The sequence below is a fragment of the Paramixta manurensis genome (assembly GCF_013285385.1).
GTDB lineage: Bacteria > Pseudomonadota > Gammaproteobacteria > Enterobacterales > Enterobacteriaceae > Paramixta > Paramixta manurensis.
This window is the reverse complement of sequence record NZ_CP054212.1, coordinates 1,259,985-1,276,625: the sequence shown is the minus strand read 5'-3', so window position 1 is coordinate 1,276,625 and position 16,641 is coordinate 1,259,985. Positions and strand designations below refer to the sequence as shown.

14 protein-coding genes are annotated in these 16,641 nt (G+C 52.1%); 3 read left to right on the top strand and 11 right to left on the bottom strand.

Going from position 1 to position 16,641, the window contains the following annotated elements:
* Nucleotides 1–80: 80 nt before the first annotated feature.
* From amtB to PMPD1_RS06180, 5 genes are all read right to left on the bottom strand, one after another.
* Nucleotides 81–1,367: an ammonium transporter AmtB gene (gene amtB, locus PMPD1_RS06200; protein ID WP_173633221.1), complete on the bottom strand. Its 1,287-nt coding sequence runs from the start codon at nt 1,365–1,367 to the stop codon at nt 81–83.
* Nucleotides 1,368–1,401: 34 nt separating this feature from the next.
* Nucleotides 1,402–1,740 carry a P-II family nitrogen regulator gene (gene glnK, locus PMPD1_RS06195; RefSeq protein WP_009114005.1) on the bottom strand — a complete coding sequence of 113 codons (339 nt, stop codon included), beginning with the start codon at nt 1,738–1,740 and terminating at the stop codon, nt 1,402–1,404.
* Nucleotides 1,741–1,999: 259 nt separating this feature from the next.
* The gene (locus tag PMPD1_RS06190; RefSeq protein WP_173633220.1) at nt 2,000–3,775 is read right to left on the bottom strand and encodes a SmdB family multidrug efflux ABC transporter permease/ATP-binding protein; all 1,776 of its coding nucleotides are present in this window, start codon (nt 3,773–3,775) and stop codon (nt 2,000–2,002) included.
* Nucleotides 3,768–5,537, bottom strand: coding sequence for a SmdA family multidrug ABC transporter permease/ATP-binding protein (locus PMPD1_RS06185; protein ID WP_173633219.1), 1,770 nt, complete (start codon nt 5,535–5,537; stop codon nt 3,768–3,770). Before PMPD1_RS06185 ends, PMPD1_RS06190 begins: the two co-directional genes overlap by 8 nt.
* A gap of 49 nt (nt 5,538–5,586) precedes the next feature.
* A complete protein-coding gene (locus PMPD1_RS06180; RefSeq protein WP_173633218.1) occupies nt 5,587–6,048 on the bottom strand; it encodes an Lrp/AsnC family transcriptional regulator in 462 nt (153 codons plus the stop codon).
* 117 nt (nt 6,049–6,165) lie between these two features.
* On the opposite strand from PMPD1_RS06180, the gene PMPD1_RS06175 reads away from it, so the two are divergent.
* The gene (locus tag PMPD1_RS06175; RefSeq protein ID WP_173636130.1) at nt 6,166–7,203 is read left to right on the top strand and encodes a PLP-dependent cysteine synthase family protein; all 1,038 of its coding nucleotides are present in this window, start codon (nt 6,166–6,168) and stop codon (nt 7,201–7,203) included.
* A 36-nt stretch (nt 7,204–7,239) separates the two neighbouring features.
* Here the strand turns inward: PMPD1_RS06175 and cof are convergent, their stop codons facing one another.
* The gene (cof, locus tag PMPD1_RS06170; protein WP_173633217.1) at nt 7,240–8,058 is read right to left on the bottom strand and encodes an HMP-PP phosphatase; all 819 of its coding nucleotides are present in this window, start codon (nt 8,056–8,058) and stop codon (nt 7,240–7,242) included.
* Nucleotides 8,059–8,155: 97 nt separating this feature from the next.
* Here cof and PMPD1_RS06165 point away from each other — a divergent pair, with 97 nt between their 5' ends.
* Both PMPD1_RS06165 and queC read left to right on the top strand, forming a co-directional pair.
* A complete protein-coding gene (locus PMPD1_RS06165) occupies nt 8,156–9,856 on the top strand; it encodes an SgrR family transcriptional regulator (protein ID WP_173633216.1) in 1,701 nt (566 codons plus the stop codon).
* Between the two features lie 68 nt (nt 9,857–9,924).
* Nucleotides 9,925–10,620 carry a 7-cyano-7-deazaguanine synthase QueC gene (queC, locus tag PMPD1_RS06160; protein ID WP_173633215.1) on the top strand — a complete coding sequence of 232 codons (696 nt, stop codon included), beginning with the start codon at nt 9,925–9,927 and terminating at the stop codon, nt 10,618–10,620.
* A 30-nt stretch (nt 10,621–10,650) separates the two neighbouring features.
* On the opposite strand, the gene PMPD1_RS06155 is transcribed toward queC, so the two are convergent.
* The 5 genes from PMPD1_RS06155 to lon form a co-directional block, all read right to left on the bottom strand.
* On the bottom strand, nt 10,651–11,049 hold the full coding sequence (locus PMPD1_RS06155; RefSeq protein WP_173633214.1) for a YbgC/FadM family acyl-CoA thioesterase: 399 nt from the start codon (nt 11,047–11,049) through the stop codon (nt 10,651–10,653).
* A gap of 110 nt (nt 11,050–11,159) precedes the next feature.
* Nucleotides 11,160–11,501, bottom strand: a complete 342-nt coding sequence (locus PMPD1_RS06150; protein WP_173633213.1) for a helix-hairpin-helix domain-containing protein — start codon at nt 11,499–11,501, stop codon at nt 11,160–11,162.
* Nucleotides 11,502–11,642: 141 nt separating this feature from the next.
* Complete coding sequence (ppiD, locus tag PMPD1_RS06145) at nt 11,643–13,511, bottom strand: peptidylprolyl isomerase (protein WP_173633212.1); 1,869 nt, start codon at nt 13,509–13,511, stop codon at nt 11,643–11,645.
* Between the two features lie 246 nt (nt 13,512–13,757).
* The gene (hupB, locus tag PMPD1_RS06140) at nt 13,758–14,030 is read right to left on the bottom strand and encodes a nucleoid-associated protein HU-beta (protein WP_173633211.1); all 273 of its coding nucleotides are present in this window, start codon (nt 14,028–14,030) and stop codon (nt 13,758–13,760) included.
* A 213-nt stretch (nt 14,031–14,243) separates the two neighbouring features.
* Complete coding sequence (gene lon / locus PMPD1_RS06135; protein ID WP_173633210.1) at nt 14,244–16,598, bottom strand: endopeptidase La; 2,355 nt, start codon at nt 16,596–16,598, stop codon at nt 14,244–14,246.
* Nucleotides 16,599–16,641: the final 43 nt, after the last annotated feature.

Below are 16,641 nucleotides of genomic sequence, written 5' to 3'. Positions count from 1 at the left end.
ACGGGGCAATATTTTACTATTGCCCCGCTACCGATTGATTGTAGTTGTTATGACACTGCTTTTCTTACCTTAGAACTCGCTTACTGGTTGTAAGCATTCTCGCCATGGCTGTTCACATCCAGACCTTCGCGCTCCTGCTCTTCCGGCACGCGCAGGCCGACCACCATATCGGCAATTTTAAAGCCGATAAACGCCACCACGCCGGTCCAGACAATAGTGACGCCAACGCTGAACAACTGTACCCAAACCTGATGCCCCATGGTGACGCCTTCCGCGTAACCCACGCCGCCCAGTGAAGAGGCGCTAAAGACCCCCGTCAAAATACAGCCGATAATGCCGCACACGCCGTGCACGCCAAATACATCGCATGGGTCATCGACACGTAGCCATTTCTTCAGGATAGTCACGCCCCACAACCCGGCTAAGCCGCCCACAAGACCGATTACCAGCGCACCCATCACGCCCACCGTACCACAGGCCGGCGTGATCGCGACCAGACCCGCAATCACACCAGAGCTGGCGCCCAGCAGTGAGGGTTTACCGCGTAATGCCCACTCGCCAAAGGTCCAAGAGAGAACGGCGCCCGCCGTGGCGATAACGGTGTTTAAGAAGGCTAAAGCGGCAATTTCATTCGCGGCACTGGCAGAACCGGCGTTAAACCCAAACCAGCCTACGTACAGGATCGCCGTACCGGTGAACACCATCGGTAAGTTGTGCGGTTTAAACGCTTCTTTACCAAAGCCTGCGCGTTTGCCCACCAAATAAGCGCCAACCAGGCCCGCTACCGCCGCGTTGATATGCACCACGGTACCACCTGCGAAATCCAGCGCGCCATCCTGCGCCAGTAAGCCGCCCGCCCACACCATATGCGCAATCGGTAAATAGGCCAGCGTCAGCCAGACCACCACAAAAATCAGCACTGCCGAGAAGCGAATGCGTTCAGCAATAGAGCCAACAATTAAGCCAACGGTAATGCAGGCAAACGAAGCCTGAAACGCGACGTGAATATATTGGTAGAAAGAGCCGGTCAACGCGGTTAGCTGAATGTTTTTCAGCATCGCCCAATTCAGGCTGCCGAAAAAGGCGTTCCCTTCGCTAAAGGCTAATGAGTAGCCATAAAACAGCCACAACACGCATACCATTGAGAACGTCACCGCGACTTGGGTCAGCATCGACAAAACGTTTTTGCCGCGAATCAAACCGCCATAAAACAGTGCGATACCTGGAATCGACATAAACAGCACCAGCGCGGTGCAAATCATCATAAAAGCGTTATCGGCCTTATCGGCAACGGCAGGGGCAGCCATTGCTAAGGAGGGTAACAGCGCCAGGCTCAGCAGGCCTGATTTTGCCAGTAGTTTTTTCATTTTATTCCATCCCATCACAATTCTGAGCCCGAGATTAAAGCGCTGCTTCGTCGGTTTCGCCGGTACGAATACGGATGACTCGTTGCAGTTCAGCAACAAAGATCTTACCGTCGCCAATTTTGCCGGTGTAGGCAGCTTTGCTAATGACATCGATCACTTCATCAAGCTGATCGTCGGCAATCGCAATATCAATTTTTACTTTTGGCAGGAAATTCACGCTGTATTCAGCGCCACGGTACAACTCCGCATGGCCCTTCTGGCGACCAAACCCCTTCACCTCGGTGACGGTTAGCCCCTGAATACCGATAGAGGAGAGCGCCTCACGCACGTCCTCAAGTTTGAACGGTTTGATTACCACGGTAACCAGCTTCATATGATCCCCTCCAGGTAAGTAAAATCGTAAGTAATAGCCAACACAGCAGGATTAAAGCAAAGCCTGTGCCATAAATTAAAAATGGGTGGGTTGCTGGAGATTAATCAGGCGGATACTGAGGCTACGCACGCACATTGATAGCGCAACGGCAGAGAGGCAATCTTACGGCGAAAAAAAACGCACCATTGAGGTGCGTTACGCGTTAACCAGGTGCATCAAGACGGAACATTCTGATAAATGCGCGCAAAAAAGGTGCAAATCAGTCTGTCACGCTAGCAACAATGCCCGACGCAAGTTCATCGCCTGCCAGTTGTAGTTGATACATTTGCCAATAACGCCCTTGCTGCGCCAGTAATGCCTGGTGGGTGCCTCGCTCGACCGCTTGCCCACGGTGCAGGACCAATATGGTATCGGCTTCGGTAATGGTTGAGAGCCGATGCGCAATCACCACCAGCGTGGTTTGCTGCCGAACCAGGCGTAGCGCACGCTGAATCGCCTGCTCGGTACCGGAGTCAATATTCGCGGTGGCTTCATCCAGAATCAAAATTTGTGGCGCAGCGACCAGCACACGCGCCATCGCCAAAAGTTGCTTCTGCCCAACGGAGAGGTTATTGCCTTGTTCACCCAGTCGGGTATGGATGCCCTCACTCAGGCTGCGCGCCAGCGGCGCAAGCTGCACGGTTTCCAGTACCCGCCACACTTCATCCTCACTAATATCCCGTCCAAGCGTGACATTGGCATAGAAAGATTCGGCTAACACTACCGGATCTTGTTGAACCATCGCGACCCCTTGCCGCAACGCCTGGTGGCTCAACCCCGCCAATGGACGACCATCAAGGCGAATATCTCCTTGCGAAAGTGGATAGTACCCCATCAGTAAATTCGCCAGCGTACTCTTGCCACTACCGGTATGCCCGACCAATGCTACAAAACCTCGTGACGGCACCGTGAGGTTAATATCGGTCAATACATAACGATCGTCACGGTACGCGAAGCTCACATGCTCGACGTCAATTCGACCGCTTGCTAAGGGGAGTGTGTCATTGCCGTAATGCTGGCGTGGCGCATCCATCAACTCAAAAATGCGCTCACCGGCAACCACCGCCTGCTGTAGCATTGATTGTTGCGTGGTCAGCTCAATTAACGGTTCATTTAACCGCCCGAGGTAACTAATAAAGGCATATAACACCCCCACCTCGAAGACGCCGCTCGGTGAGAAGCTGAACAGTAATACCAAACCACATAAAATGAGGGCGGAAAAAAGGCTTAACAGTGGGCGTAACAAGAACCCATCCAGCCGCAACGTCTCCATACGCGCCAGATAGTGCGAACGGCTAGCCTCCCCCATCCGCTCGCCAAAACGAGCTTGTTGACGAAACTGCTGGATGACGCTCATTCCGTTAATGACTTCGTTAAAGCCATTATTAATATCGGCTAAGTAACTACGCACGCGCCGAACAATCGGCGTACTGTAGCGTTGGTAAATCATCATTACCGTTAGCACCAGTGGAAAGATAACCAGTGCAACCAGCGCCATACGCCAATCAAGGCTAAACATCGCCACCAGCATCGCGCCAATTAGCGCCGCGCTGCGCAATACTGTCGCCACCACCGTGACGTAGAGATCTTTCACCACTTCGGTATCGTTGGTAACGCGTGAGATAATTTGCCCGACCGGTTGCGTATCGAACGCGCTTAACGGCTGGCGCAACGCCGCATCCATAATATCGGTACGTAGCCGTTGCACCACGCCAACCGCCGCCTGATTGAACAGCAGCGCCTGGTAATAATGCAGCGCCGCCGCCAGTAGCTGAAGTAAAATGAAACTCACCGCCAGGCCACTTATTATTCCTAACGGAAAGTGATGTTTCGCCACCATATGGTCAATAAAATAGCTGACCAGCACCGGCCCCAATACTTCAGCGGCAGCGGCAATCCACAACATTAATACCGCCAGGCCAAGAGATTTGCGCCAGGGTTTACCATAAGCCAGTAGCCGCCTGAGCGTCGGCCACAGCCGCGCAACCTTAACCATGTGGAACTCCTTTTTCCATTTCATCCTCATCCAGCGCAGCTTCAAGCTGTTGATACCGGTACATTTCATTGTACCAACCGCTCTCGCGCGTCAGAGTGTCATGCCGCCCACGCTGTACCACCACGCCGTGTTGCATAACCAGGATTTCGCTGGCCTCGGTTAGCGCCGAGAGTCGATGCGCGCTGATAATGATGGTCCGCCCTTCTCCCCATGTACGCAGGTTATGCAAAATCTGATGTTCAGTACGCCCATCAACCGCCGATAAGGCATCATCAAGGATTAAAATTTCCGCATTTAGCAGTAACGCGCGAGCAATAGAAATCCGCTGTTTTTGGCCGCCAGAGAGCATAACGCCACGCTCACCCACTTCGGTTTCATACCCTTGCGGTAAACGTAAAATATCGTCATGCACGCTGGCTAAACGTGCCGCCTGCTCAATTTCTTGTTGAGTGGCATTGGGGCGCCCAAGCGCAATATTCGCCGCCACGCTGTCCGAAAACAGGAACGGCGTTTGATTAACCACCGCCAGCCGACTACGCCAGTTATCAATGCGTAACTGCGGAAGCGGAATCGCGTGATAACGAATATCGCCCTGCTGAATATCAAAGTGGCGTTGGATCAGGCTCAATAACGTGCTTTTGCCGGCGCCGGTCGGCCCGCACAGCCCTAACATTTGCCCGGGCTTCAGGTTAAGGTTGATATTACGTAATGCGGGCATTTGGCTACCCGGATAGTGGAACTCACGGATGGCAACCTGCAGAACTCCGCGCCCTTCCGGTAGCAATTTCTCGCCATCTTCAACCGCTGGCGCCTCTTTTAAAAACTCCCGAATACGGCTCCAGGCAGCGCTCCCGCGCTCTACAATATTGAACATCCATGCCAGCGCCAGCATTGGCCAAATCATTAAACCCAGGTACATCACAAAACTGGTCAGTTGACCGAGCGTCATGTCACCCTGCCAAACCAGCCAACTTCCGCCCGCAATGGCGAGAAAATTCGACATTCCAACCGCGATATAAATCGTGGGATCAAAACGTGCGTCAACCCGCGCCACGCGCATATTTTTCTCACCGGCATCGCGGGCAATCGCCGCAAACTGTTGCGATTGGTTATCCTCCAGCCCGAAGGACTTGATCATGCGGATACTGGTCAGGCTCTCTTGCGCCCGATCGTTCAGCGAAGAGAAGGCCGCCTGCGCCAGTTTAAAACGCTGATGAAGCCGATCGCCGTAACGCTTGATCACTAACGCCATGATCGGCATCGGTAACAATGCCAGCAGCGTCAGTTGCCAACTGATTTGCGTTGCCATTACCACTAGCACCGCGCACCCCATCACTAACGAGTCAACCAGCGTAAGAACGCCTTCGCCTGCGGCGAACACGACGCGGTCAACATCGTTAGTAGCGCGGGCGATCAAATCACCGGTACGGTGACGCAGATAAAATTCAGGATGCTGGCGGCTAAGCTGGCGATAAAAATCTTCACGTAGCTCTACCGCCAGTTGATAAGAGGCGCCAAACAGCAGGACACGCCAAACATAGCGCAGCAAGTACACCACCACCGCAACCGCCAGCATGACGCCAATCCAGCCCATAATGCGCCCTACGGACAGGCTGTGATGCGTAACGCCATCAATAATAATACCGACCAGTTTCGGCGGTAACAGTTGTAAAATGGCAATCACAATCAGCAGAAAAACCGCGCCAAGGTATCGACGCCATTCTCGTAAAAAGTACCAGCTTAATTGGCTAAATAATCGCACACGATCGCTTCCTTATTGGGTGAGCGGCGCCAGAACACCTCCCGGCAAGCTAGGGGTTAACCGGCAATGCCGTAGTATATTTTATCTCTTCCATGGCGAAACTCGATGTGACATCAATCAGCCCCGCAACACCGTTCACTAACCGTTTATAAAATGCATCATAACGTTTCATATCTGCCACCTGCACACGCAGCAAATAGTCGTACTCGCCAGCCATACGATAAAAGGCCATTACTTCTGGCATGCCCTGCACCACTTCAACAAATTGCTGATACCAAAGGCTACTGTGTTGTTGGGTTTTAATCAGCATAAAGGCGGTTAATGACAACCCCAGCTTTTCATTATCTAGCAACGCTACGCGAGCCCGGATAATGCCGTCTTCCTCCAGCTTTTTCAGCCGTTTCCAACAAGGTGTAGTGGTCAAATTTACCGCGTCAGCCAACGCTTGCAGCGACAAGGTACAATCTTGTTGCAGTAAAGCCAGTAATTTACGGTCAATTTTATCTAACATATGGGTTGCCTGGAGAATTTTTTTCTCTGTTTTACCGATTATACAGGAAATAAAGCAAACCTTTTTTCCTGCCAATGCTTTACGCTGTGCGCAAAGAATTAACGGAATAAGATGATGATGAACAGCTCTTGGGTCACACAGGCAATAAAAGAAATTAATGCTGATTTTCAGCGCTCGGCGGAAACACACCTGATCCGCCTTACGTTACCGAGCCTGCCAGGCATTATCTTCTATCTGAAAGATGAGAGTACACACCCGACCGGTAGCCTGAAGCATCGCCTGGCGCGTTCACTGTTTCTCTACGGGCTGTGTAACGGCTGGATTAAGCAAGACACCACTATTATTGAGGCTTCCTCCGGTAGCACTGCGGTTTCAGAAGCCTATTTTGCTGGTTTACTTGGCCTGCGGTTTATTGCCGTTATGCCGGCCAGCACTGCGAAACGTAAAATTGAACAGATCGCGTTTTATGGCGGCCACTGTCATTTTGTTGACGATCCCTGCCAGATCTACGCGGAGTCAGAACGCTTAGCGCGCGACCTGAATGGTCACTTTATGGATCAGTTCACTTATGCCGAACGCGCGACAGACTGGCGCGGCAATAACAATATTGCTGAAAGTATCTTTCGGCAGATGATGAATGAACCTTTCCCTATACCGGAGACTATCGTGATGAGCGCCGGTACAGGTGGAACCTCGGCAACCATTGGCCGCTATCTGCGTTATCAGGGGCATCCGACGCGCCTGGTGGTGGTCGACCCGGAAAACTCCGTGTTTCTGGAGTACTGGCAAACGCGCGATGCCGCGTTACGCAGCGTCAATGGCAGTAAAATCGAAGGCATTGGTCGCCCACGGGTGGAACCCTCTTTTATTCCCGACGTGATTGATGAGATGCTGCGCGTGCCGAACGGTGCTTCCGTGGCGGCCATGTACTATCTGAGTAAATTATTAGGCCGCAAGGTTGGCGCCTCAACCGGCACGAATTTTTGGGGTGCGCTACAGGTGGCGAAACAGATGAAACAACAGGGCCGCCAGGGAGCGATTGTCACTCTGTTATGCGACAGCGGCGAACGTTATCCCGATACCTACTATCAGCCCGAGTGGATAGCCAAACAGATTGGCGATATTTCATTATGGCAACGTGAACTGGAAGAATAAGAGAGCCGGGCGTCCTGCCCGGCCACTGGGAAAGCCTCAATATTCGGGGGAATAGGCGAGGTGCGGTGTGGTAAGCCAGTGATTTAAATAGTGAGACACACCTTGTGTCTCGCAATGTCCAATAACCGGTAAATGTGGCAATACGCTTTTCAACTGGTTCATCGCATTGGCCATAATGAAGCCCTGCCCGACGCTTTCCAGCATTTCACGGTCGTTCATCGCATCGCCAAATGCCATGCAATCGGCCAGCGTCAATCCTAAATGTGCGCTCAAGAAAGCCAGCGCGGCCCCTTTATTGCAACTAACCGGCAGGATTTCTAAACAATCCCACGCTGAGAAACATAAGTGTGCCCGGCCACCTAAAGCATCCAGTAACGTGCCTTGTAACCGACAAAGTTCGTCATGCTCGCCCAAAAAGCAGATCTTGGTGACCTGATGTGCGGGAATATGGCGCGGATCCATCAGGTGATAGCGAAACCCACTGATCTGATGCGCCTGTAATACTTCCGGCACATTTTTGGCGGTAAACCAGCCATCATCATTAAACACATGCATGCTGGCGGTGGTTTGCCAGTGCGAATGCACCACTTCCTCCGCGACGGATGGGTCTAGATCGCAGGCAAACAGACGGTTCCCTTCTGTATCATGAATGCGCGTGCCATTACCGGTGATCAAAAACGCATTAAGCGTCGTTTGCGCGCGCAGGATATTCATCTCCAGTAAATGTCGACCTGTGGCGAATGCCAGCACCACCTCTCTGTCCTGCAATGCCATCAGCGTCGCCAACGTTTTTTCACCTAACTGATGGTTTGGCATCAATAATGTGCCATCCATGTCAAAAGCCGCTAAACGCACCGCCTCTCTCCTGCTCTATAACCGGAAGCTCAAAGTATCGCCTGGCATTTACGGAACTAATAGTGAATACTTTTACAAAACTGTTCCGGGTTTAGGTATGCGACAACTTAACCGCCTTAATCAATTCACGCGCCTTTGGCAACACAGTCACGGCGCATCCCAGCAAACCAGCGTCGCGGAAATGGCGGCGCACTGTTTTTGCAGTGAACGCCATATCCGAACCCTACTGAAACAGTGGCAAGAGGTTGGTTGGTTAACCTGGCACGCCAGCTCCGGGCGCGGTAAACGCGGCACGCTACGCTTTCTGCAAACGCCAGACCACCTTCGTAGCGAATTACTACGTCAGCAACTGGATAATGGTCAGCCGCAGCATGCATTGCAGTTGGCTCAACTGGCGCCTGAACAACTAAGCCACTTGTTGCAACCTTTTATGGGCGGGCAGTGGCTTAACGATATGCCAACCTTGCGTATTCCGTATTACCGCCCGCTTGATCCGCTACGACCACTGCGCATCAGTGGCCGGGCCGAGCAGCATCTGGTGCGGCAAATTTTCGCCGGGTTAACCCGTTTTGATCACGACCGGGTGGTGGCGGATCTGGCGCATCATTGGGTATGTAATCCACAGCAAACCGAGTGGTTCTTTTTTTTACGCCCGCAGCTACACTGGCATAATGGCGAGCCCCTCAGCGCGCTTCAGCTACAGCAACGGCTCCAACACATCCTTGATAGCCCGGAGGGCGCAAAACTGCTCGCCAGCGTTAAAACCATTGAACTGGCGCATGCACTATGTCTACGCTTCACCCTCCATTATCCGGATCAGTGGCTAGCCCATCGTCTGGCAACCGGCGAATGTCTGCTGCCACATCCTGTCGATGAAGAGATTGGCTGCGGGCCTTATCGCCTGACCAGTTTTAGCGCCGATCTGGTGCGGATTGAGAGTCATGGTTGGTACCATCGCCCACATCCACTTATGCAGGCGATTGAATACTGGATTACACCGCAGTTGTTTGACAGTGAACTGGGCACCAGTTGCCGCCACCCGGTACAGATCGCGATTGGTGAACCGAATGAGTTGGCTTTACTGCGGCCGGTAAGCAACAGCATTAGCCTCGGCTTTTGCTATTTGGCGGCTCACCAGCGTCCGGGTTTTAACCAGGCGCAGGCCCGCAGAATCATGATGCTGATCCAGCAATCGGGCATTATCGGGCAGTTGCCGATTGATGAAGGGTTGATCACGCCAACCAATGAAATGTTACCCGACTGGCCGCTACCGGTGTGGCAAGCAGAAGCAAGCGCCGACCTACCGGCGAAGCTGACGCTTCATTACCATTTGCCAGTCGAGTTGCACGCGATGGCGCAAAAGTTGAAAGAGCTACTGGCGCAGCACCAGTGTCATCTCGATGTACATTTTCATGCGGCGAAAGATTGGTCCGATTATCACCCGCTGGAGAGCGCCGATTTGATCATGGGCGATAGACTGATTGGCGAGGCGCCGGAATTTACGCTTGAGAGTTGGTTGCGGCTTGATCCTATCTGGCCGACGCTATTATCCGAACCGCGCTACGCGGCTCTCCTGCAACGCTTACGGGTGATACAGGCTGATGCGCACGAAACCACGCGCATTCAGGGGTTAAAAAATACCTTTGGACAATTGATGCATGATGCCACCATCCTGCCGCTGTTTAATTACCGCTACCAGGTTAGCGCACCGCCGGGTGTAGAAGGGATTCACCTTAACGCGTTAGGCTGGTTCGATTTCACTCGCGCATGGATCCCACCGCCGGTTGCCATTCATTGATTCGGGCTACCCTTTGCCGGGTTCTGGCAGTACCATAAGCGCCAGAAATTGACAGTAAGGCGGAATAGATGAGACGTGCGGTAGTAGTATTTAGCGGCGGACAGGACTCAACCACCTGTTTGATTCAGGCATTACAGCAATATGATGAAGTGCATTGCGTCACGTTCGATTATGGGCAGCGCCATCGTCAGGAAATTGAGGTTGCCCGCGAACTCTCCCGGCAGTTAGGCGCACGCGCGCATAAAGTACTGGATGTTACTCTGCTTAACGACCTGGCAGTCAGCAGCCTGACGCGCGACAACATCCCCGTGCCGGGCTACGATGCCGCAACCAGCGGTTTACCCAGCACCTTCGTGCCGGGGCGAAACATCCTCTTTCTTACTCTGGCTTCGGTATATGCTTACCAGGTCGAGGCTGAAGCGGTCATCACTGGCGTGTGCGAAACTGATTTTTCCGGTTACCCCGACTGCCGCGATGAGTTCGTTAAGGCGCTTAATCATGCCATCGAACTGGGCATGGCGCGCAATATACGGTTTGAAACGCCGTTAATGTGGCTGGATAAAGCCGAAACCTGGGCCCTGGCAGACTATTGGCAGCAGCTTCCGCTGGTCCGCAACCAGACGCTGACCTGTTATAACGGCATTAAAGGCGACGGCTGTGGTGAATGTGCCGCCTGCCATTTGCGCGCGCGCGGTTTACAAAATTATCTGGATAACCGCCAGCCCATTCTGGAAAAAATGAAGGCTAAAACCGGCCTGGCATAATTTAACGGGGGTAATCTATTCCCCCGTCCGTTACCCCAGCATGGCCTCCATCCGCATTTTTAACTCCCCTTCCAGCGGTAACGCCTTCTGGCTGGATAAATCAATACAGACAAAGGTAAGCGTCGCATCGGCAACCGGAGTGTGATCGTTTGCCAGCGTAATGTTTTGCCCAATAACGCCACTTTTACCGTTTAGCTGCAACAGCTTACTCTCAATGCTCAGCACATCTCCCATTACTGCCGGGCGGCGGTAGTTGATGTTGATATTCACCACTACAAACGCCATACGGTTTTCCACTAACCAGTGAAATGAATCCAGTCGCTCTAACCATTCCCAGCGGGCTTCTTCCAAAAACTCCAGGTAGCGTGCATTGTTAACGTGTTGGTAAACATCCAGATGGTAACCGCGAACTTTTATCGTTGTCTGCATAGCGTGATTGCCTCAATCAAGATAAGGTCACACCAACTGGTATGACCTCTTACAGATTAGCAGCAAGTTAAAAACTTCACGCTCTCATCCGATTATTGCTGCGAAGACGATCACAATTTCAAACGGGACAAATTACGTTCAACCAATAGGCTCCCCATACCGGGCACCTCCTTCAATTGTTCAAGCTGGGTGAAAGGGCCATATTGATCGCGGTAACTCACAATGGCCTCCGCTTTTTTTAAACCCACGCCATTCAATGCCGCCGCCAGTTCCTGTGCACTGGCGGTATTAATACTCACCGGTACATCATCAGTTATTAACGTCGCGGGCAGCGCTTCTTCCGCCAGCGTTGGCGTTTCTCCCGCCGCTACCGCATAACTTCCCCACGACAAAGCCGCAGCGCACCCAAGCGCCAAAGATAAACAAAAAGCATTAATAACGTTCTTCTGCATGCTGTATTTCCTCCGTGTGTTTGACAGCACGGATAACCTTAGCGATAGCGCAAACAGAGAACAAATGGCAATCAACAGAGATGGAAAAGGCCGCGAAAGCGGCCTTTAATGTTGCAACGAATTACATATACGGTGCGGGGTTTACTGCAATTGCGCGCCAGCGCCGTATTTGATTTTCGCCTCTTTGCGCAGGTTGCTCAGCATCGCTTCAAAGGCGATTTGCGCGTTGTTTTGCGTCACGCCCTGCACCATCGCCTTCTTCTGCGCGTCCGGCATGGTGCCTGATTTCACCTCATCCAACGCCAGCAAAATAACATTGCCCTGCATATCTTCGCTGGTGCCATAAGAGGGTTTATCCTGTTGCGGCTGCGGCAGGGCAAAGGCTGCCTGCGTTATCGCATCCTGACCATTACGACTTAGCGTTTGCGCAGCGCCAAAAGTCAACCCGGCCGCTTTCAGCGCATCTTGCTTACCGGCTTTCAGATCGGCGAGGATTTTATCCGCATCGGCTTTTGCCTGCTGCGTCGCTTTCGTGTGCTTCAGCGTATCGGCAATTTGCGCCTGAACCTCGTTCAACGGTTTCACCGCTTCCGGCTTATGCTCGCTGATGCGCAGGACAAATGCCCGATCGCCATCAACGGTAATAATGTCGGAATTGCTGCCCGGTGTACCGTTCTCACCCAACAAGCCGCCATTAAAAATAGCCTGCTCTACAGGTTTAAAGTTCAGCTCTTCAGGAACGTTATCCTGGCTAAACCAATTGGTCTCAACCGCTTTCACGCCTGCCGCTTGCTCTGCGCTCACCAGCGACTCATTGTCATTACTGGCCGCATCGCTAACTTTTTGCTGCAGCTTATACCAGGTATCCAGCGCTTTTTCCTGCTTCACCTTGTCAGCAATCGCGTTGCGCACATCCGCCAGCGGTTGAACTTGCTCTGCCTGAATATCATCCAGGCGAACCACCAGAAAACCGACCGAGGATTTCACCACACCGGATAGTTGCCCTTTATGGGTCAGACCGGCATTTTTTAACTCGTCAGGCGTGGTTTCCGGCTCCAGCCAGCCCATATCGCCGCCTTTGCGTGCTGAAATCGGATCAATGGATTTCTCTTTCGCCAGCGAAGCAAAGTCAGTGCCTTTGTTCAGCTCGGCCAATACCGCCTGTGCATCCGCTTCCGTTTTAGTCTGAATAATGCTGTAGCGGGTGCGCTGCGGCTGGGTGTAATCCGCTTTATGTTGATCATACCAGCTTTGAATATCCGCATCGCTCACCGCTTCCTGCATGCTGGCAGCATCCAGCTTGATGTAGCTAACGCGGAATTGTTCTGGCGACATAAAGCTGTTTTTATTCTGCTGATAGTAATTTTTGATTTCGTCATCGCTAACCGACTGTTTAGCCGCCAGCGCGTCCACATTAATCGTGGCTTCACGCACCAAACGTTGTTGAGAAACCAGTGCCGCTAACGCATCGGTTTCACCATTCAGCATAAAATCGGTTCCCACAACGGCGTTAACCAGTTGTTGGGTAGTCAGTTGCTTACGCAGCGCTTCGGCATACTGATCGGCGCTAAAACCCATGCTATTGATGATGCCGTTGTATTTAGCATTATCGAATTTACCGTTGGTTTGAAATGCCGCCTGGGTAAAGATGGCTTGCTTTATCTGATCATCGCTAATGCCCAACTTGAGGGTTTTCGCATACTGATCGAGCAATGCCTCGTCAATTAGCTGGGATAACGCCTGCTGGCGGATCTGCCGCATGTAGCCATCATTACTGGCCAATTGAGAAAATTGGTCGCCCAGCATCTGCTGTTGGCGGCTACGCTCGTTGGCAAAAGCCCTTTCAAGCTGCGCCCGGCTGATCTCCTGACCGTTTACTTTTGCGGCATAATCGCCATTACCGCCGATCAAATAATTACCCACGCCAGTAAGGACAAAGGACAGGATAATCAAAGCCAAAATAATTTTGAGCACGACATGGTTCGACGCCGCGCGTAAATTGTCCATCATGGTATGACAACACTCCGCTGTAGTGTGAATGTAAACCTTGCGCTTTCGTCCTTTTCTCCACGACGCTCCACGCGGCTGCACTTCGGCCGGCAGCTTCAGGCCATATTATGACAATCACCCAAAACGTTTATTACATCTCAGGATAAAAAAAGGCACATCAATTGCCTGATGTGCCCGTATGTTACATGAGAACGCGTTGCCAGTCCTCATCCCACCGAAGAAATTCCCTCAATGGGCGAACCGCGATTAGTTAACGGAGTCTTTCAGCGCTTTACCGGCACGGAAGCCCGGAACTTTACCCGCTGGAATAGTGATTTCTTTACCGGTCTGGGGGTTACGCCCGGTACGCGCAGAGCGCTCACGTACAGAGAAAGTACCGAAACCAACCAGTGCCACTTCTTCACCTGCTTTCAAAGAGTCAGAAACCGAACCCATAAAAGCATCTAATACACGTCCCGCTGCCGCTTTGGAAATGTCAGCATTTGCAGCAATTTTGTCGATCAATTGTGACTTATTCACTCTATTCATCCCCTCTTTATTATTCACTCTCGCACCCAAACATCCAGCCCGGTACGAACGCGCAGCCAGTTATATCAAGCTTGTTGAGCCGAAACAACGGGAATCCTCTGTGTTGTTGTTCCAACAGCTCTCTAAATTAGCGGCACAAAAAAAAGCTGGCAAGCCCCAATTGCCCTGCCAGCCTCGGTTTTTCGTGATTTCTGCTACGTATCTCTATTTTGCCGTCGTAACCTGCATGCCAGAAGGCGCATTTTGCAGTGCTAAGGTCAACACTTCTTCGATACGTTTCACCGGGTGAATTTCCAGATCGGCAATCACGTTATCCGGAATATCCTCCAGATCGCGCTTGTTTTCATCCGGAATCAACACGGTTTTAATACCGCCGCGATGCGCAGCCAACAGTTTCTCTTTCAAACCACCGATCGGCAACACCTGACCGCGTAAAGTGATCTCACCGGTCATCGCCACATCGGCACGCACCGGATTACCGGTAAGGCAGGAAACCAGAGCGGTACACATTGCGATACCGGCGCTTGGGCCATCTTTTGGCGTCGCGCCTTCCGGTACGTGAACGTGAATATCACGTTTCTCGTAGAAATCCCCATTGATGCCCAACTTCTCGGCACGCGCGCGCACCACGGTAAGTGCCGCCTGGATAGACTCCTGCATCACTTCACCCAGCGAGCCGGTATAGGTCAGTTTCCCTTTACCCGGCACACAGGCGGTTTCAATCGTCAGTAAATCACCACCGACTTCTGTCCATGCCAGACCGGTTACCTGACCCACACGGTTCTCGCTATCGGCACGACCGTAATCGAAGCGTTGCACGCCAAGGAAATCTTTCAGGTTATCCCCATTGATATCAATGCGTTTTAACGACTTATCCATCAGCAGCGCTTTTACCGCCTTGCGACACAGTTTCGACAACTCGCGCTCAAGGCTACGGACACCCGCTTCGCGCGTGTAGTAACGGATAATGCCAACAATCGCGCTATCATCAACGCTGATTTCAGTTTTCTTCAGCGCATTACGCTCGATCTGCTTCGGCAGTAAGTGCTGTTTGGCAATATTCAGCTTCTCATCTTCGGTGTAGCCCGAAAGACGAATCACTTCCATACGGTCCAACAACGGCGCCGGAATATTCATCGAGTTCGAGGTGGCGACAAACATCACATCGGAGAGATCGTAATCAACCTCCAGATAGTGATCGTTAAAGGCGATGTTCTGCTCCGGATCTAACACCTCAAGCAGTGCCGATGCCGGATCGCCACGCATGTCCGACGACATTTTGTCGATCTCATCCAACAGGAACAGCGGGTTTTTTACCCCTACTTTCGCCATTTTCTGGATCAGTTTGCCCGGCATGGAACCAATGTAGGTACGACGATGACCACGAATTTCCGCCTCATCACGCACGCCGCCCAGCGCCATACGCACGTATTTGCGCCCGGTCGCTTTAGCGATGGATTGCCCCAGCGAGGTTTTCCCCACGCCCGGCGGCCCCACCAGACATAAGATCGGCCCTTTGATTTTGCTAACGCGACTTTGTACCGCTAAATATTCAAGGATGCGGTCTTTTACGCGCTCAAGACCATAGTGATCGGTATCCAGCGTTTCTTGCGCTTTACGCAGATCTTTTTTCACCTTGCTGCGCGCGTTCCACGGAACTTGCACCATCCAGTCAATATAGCCGCGCACTACCGTTGCTTCCGCTGACATCGGCGACATCATCTTCAGCTTCTGCAGCTCCGCTTCGGTTTTTTCACGCGCCTCTTTCGGCATTTTTGCCGCGTCGATTTTACGTTTCAGCGCTTCATTTTCGTCCGGCGCGTCATCCATCTCGCCCAACTCTTTCTGAATCGCCTTCATTTGCTCATTCAGATAGTATTCGCGCTGGCTTTTTTCCATCTGTTTTTTGACGCGATTACGGATGCGTTTTTCTACCTGCAACAGGTCGATTTCCGACTCCATCATCGCCATCAGATATTCCAGACGCTCATTAACGTCGGACATTTCCAGTACCGACTGTTTGTCCGCCAGTTTTAACGGCATATGCGCCGCAACCGTGTCGGCCAGCCGAGCCGCATCGTCAATGCTGTTTAACGACGTCAGCACTTCCGGCGGAATTTTTTTATTAAGCTTGATGTAGCCTTCAAACTGATTGATAGCCGTGCGAACCAGCACCTCTTGTTCACGCTCTTCAATCTCAGGCGAAACCAAATACTCGGCTTGGGCGGTAAAATGATCGCCATTGTCGGCCAGCGTGGTAATGTGCGCACGCTGTAAGCCTTCTACCAGCACTTTCACCGTGCCATCCGGCAGTTTGAGCATTTGTAAAATGGATGCAACGGTCCCTACCGAGAAGAGATCGTTAATGCCAGGTTCATCCGTTGAAGCCTCTTTCTGTGCAACCAGCATGATCTTTTTATCGTGATCCATGGCGGCTTCGAGGCACCGAATCGATTTTTCCCGACCAACAAACAACGGAATTACCATGTGCGGATAAACCACCACGTCGCGCAATGGCAACACAGGGATTTCAATGCGTTCAGAACGCTCAGGATTCATAGAGCTCTCTCTTAGTTTAATTTCCGCCAGGTGATGGGAACCG

What these genes read in the sequence shown, in the direction of transcription:
- amtB (WP_173633221.1), bottom strand. Translation starts at nt 1,367, where the DNA reads ATGAAAAAACTACTGGCAAAATCAGGCCTGCTGAGCCTGGCGCTGTTA.
- glnK (WP_009114005.1), bottom strand. Translation starts at nt 1,740, where the DNA reads ATGAAGCTGGTTACCGTGGTAATCAAACCGTTCAAACTTGAGGACGTG.
- PMPD1_RS06190 (WP_173633220.1), bottom strand. Translation starts at nt 3,775, where the DNA reads ATGGTTAAGGTTGCGCGGCTGTGGCCGACGCTCAGGCGGCTACTGGCT.
- PMPD1_RS06180 (WP_173633218.1), bottom strand. Translation starts at nt 6,048, where the DNA reads ATGTTAGATAAAATTGACCGTAAATTACTGGCTTTACTGCAACAAGAT.
- PMPD1_RS06175 (WP_173636130.1), top strand. Translation starts at nt 6,166, where the DNA reads ATGAACAGCTCTTGGGTCACACAGGCAATAAAAGAAATTAATGCTGAT.
- PMPD1_RS06165 (WP_173633216.1), top strand. Translation starts at nt 8,156, where the DNA reads ATGCGACAACTTAACCGCCTTAATCAATTCACGCGCCTTTGGCAACAC.
- queC (WP_173633215.1), top strand. Translation starts at nt 9,925, where the DNA reads ATGAGACGTGCGGTAGTAGTATTTAGCGGCGGACAGGACTCAACCACC.
- PMPD1_RS06155 (WP_173633214.1), bottom strand. Translation starts at nt 11,049, where the DNA reads ATGCAGACAACGATAAAAGTTCGCGGTTACCATCTGGATGTTTACCAA.
- PMPD1_RS06150 (WP_173633213.1), bottom strand. Translation starts at nt 11,501, where the DNA reads ATGCAGAAGAACGTTATTAATGCTTTTTGTTTATCTTTGGCGCTTGGG.
- ppiD (WP_173633212.1), bottom strand. Translation starts at nt 13,511, where the DNA reads ATGATGGACAATTTACGCGCGGCGTCGAACCATGTCGTGCTCAAAATT.
- lon (WP_173633210.1), bottom strand. Translation starts at nt 16,598, where the DNA reads ATGAATCCTGAGCGTTCTGAACGCATTGAAATCCCTGTGTTGCCATTG.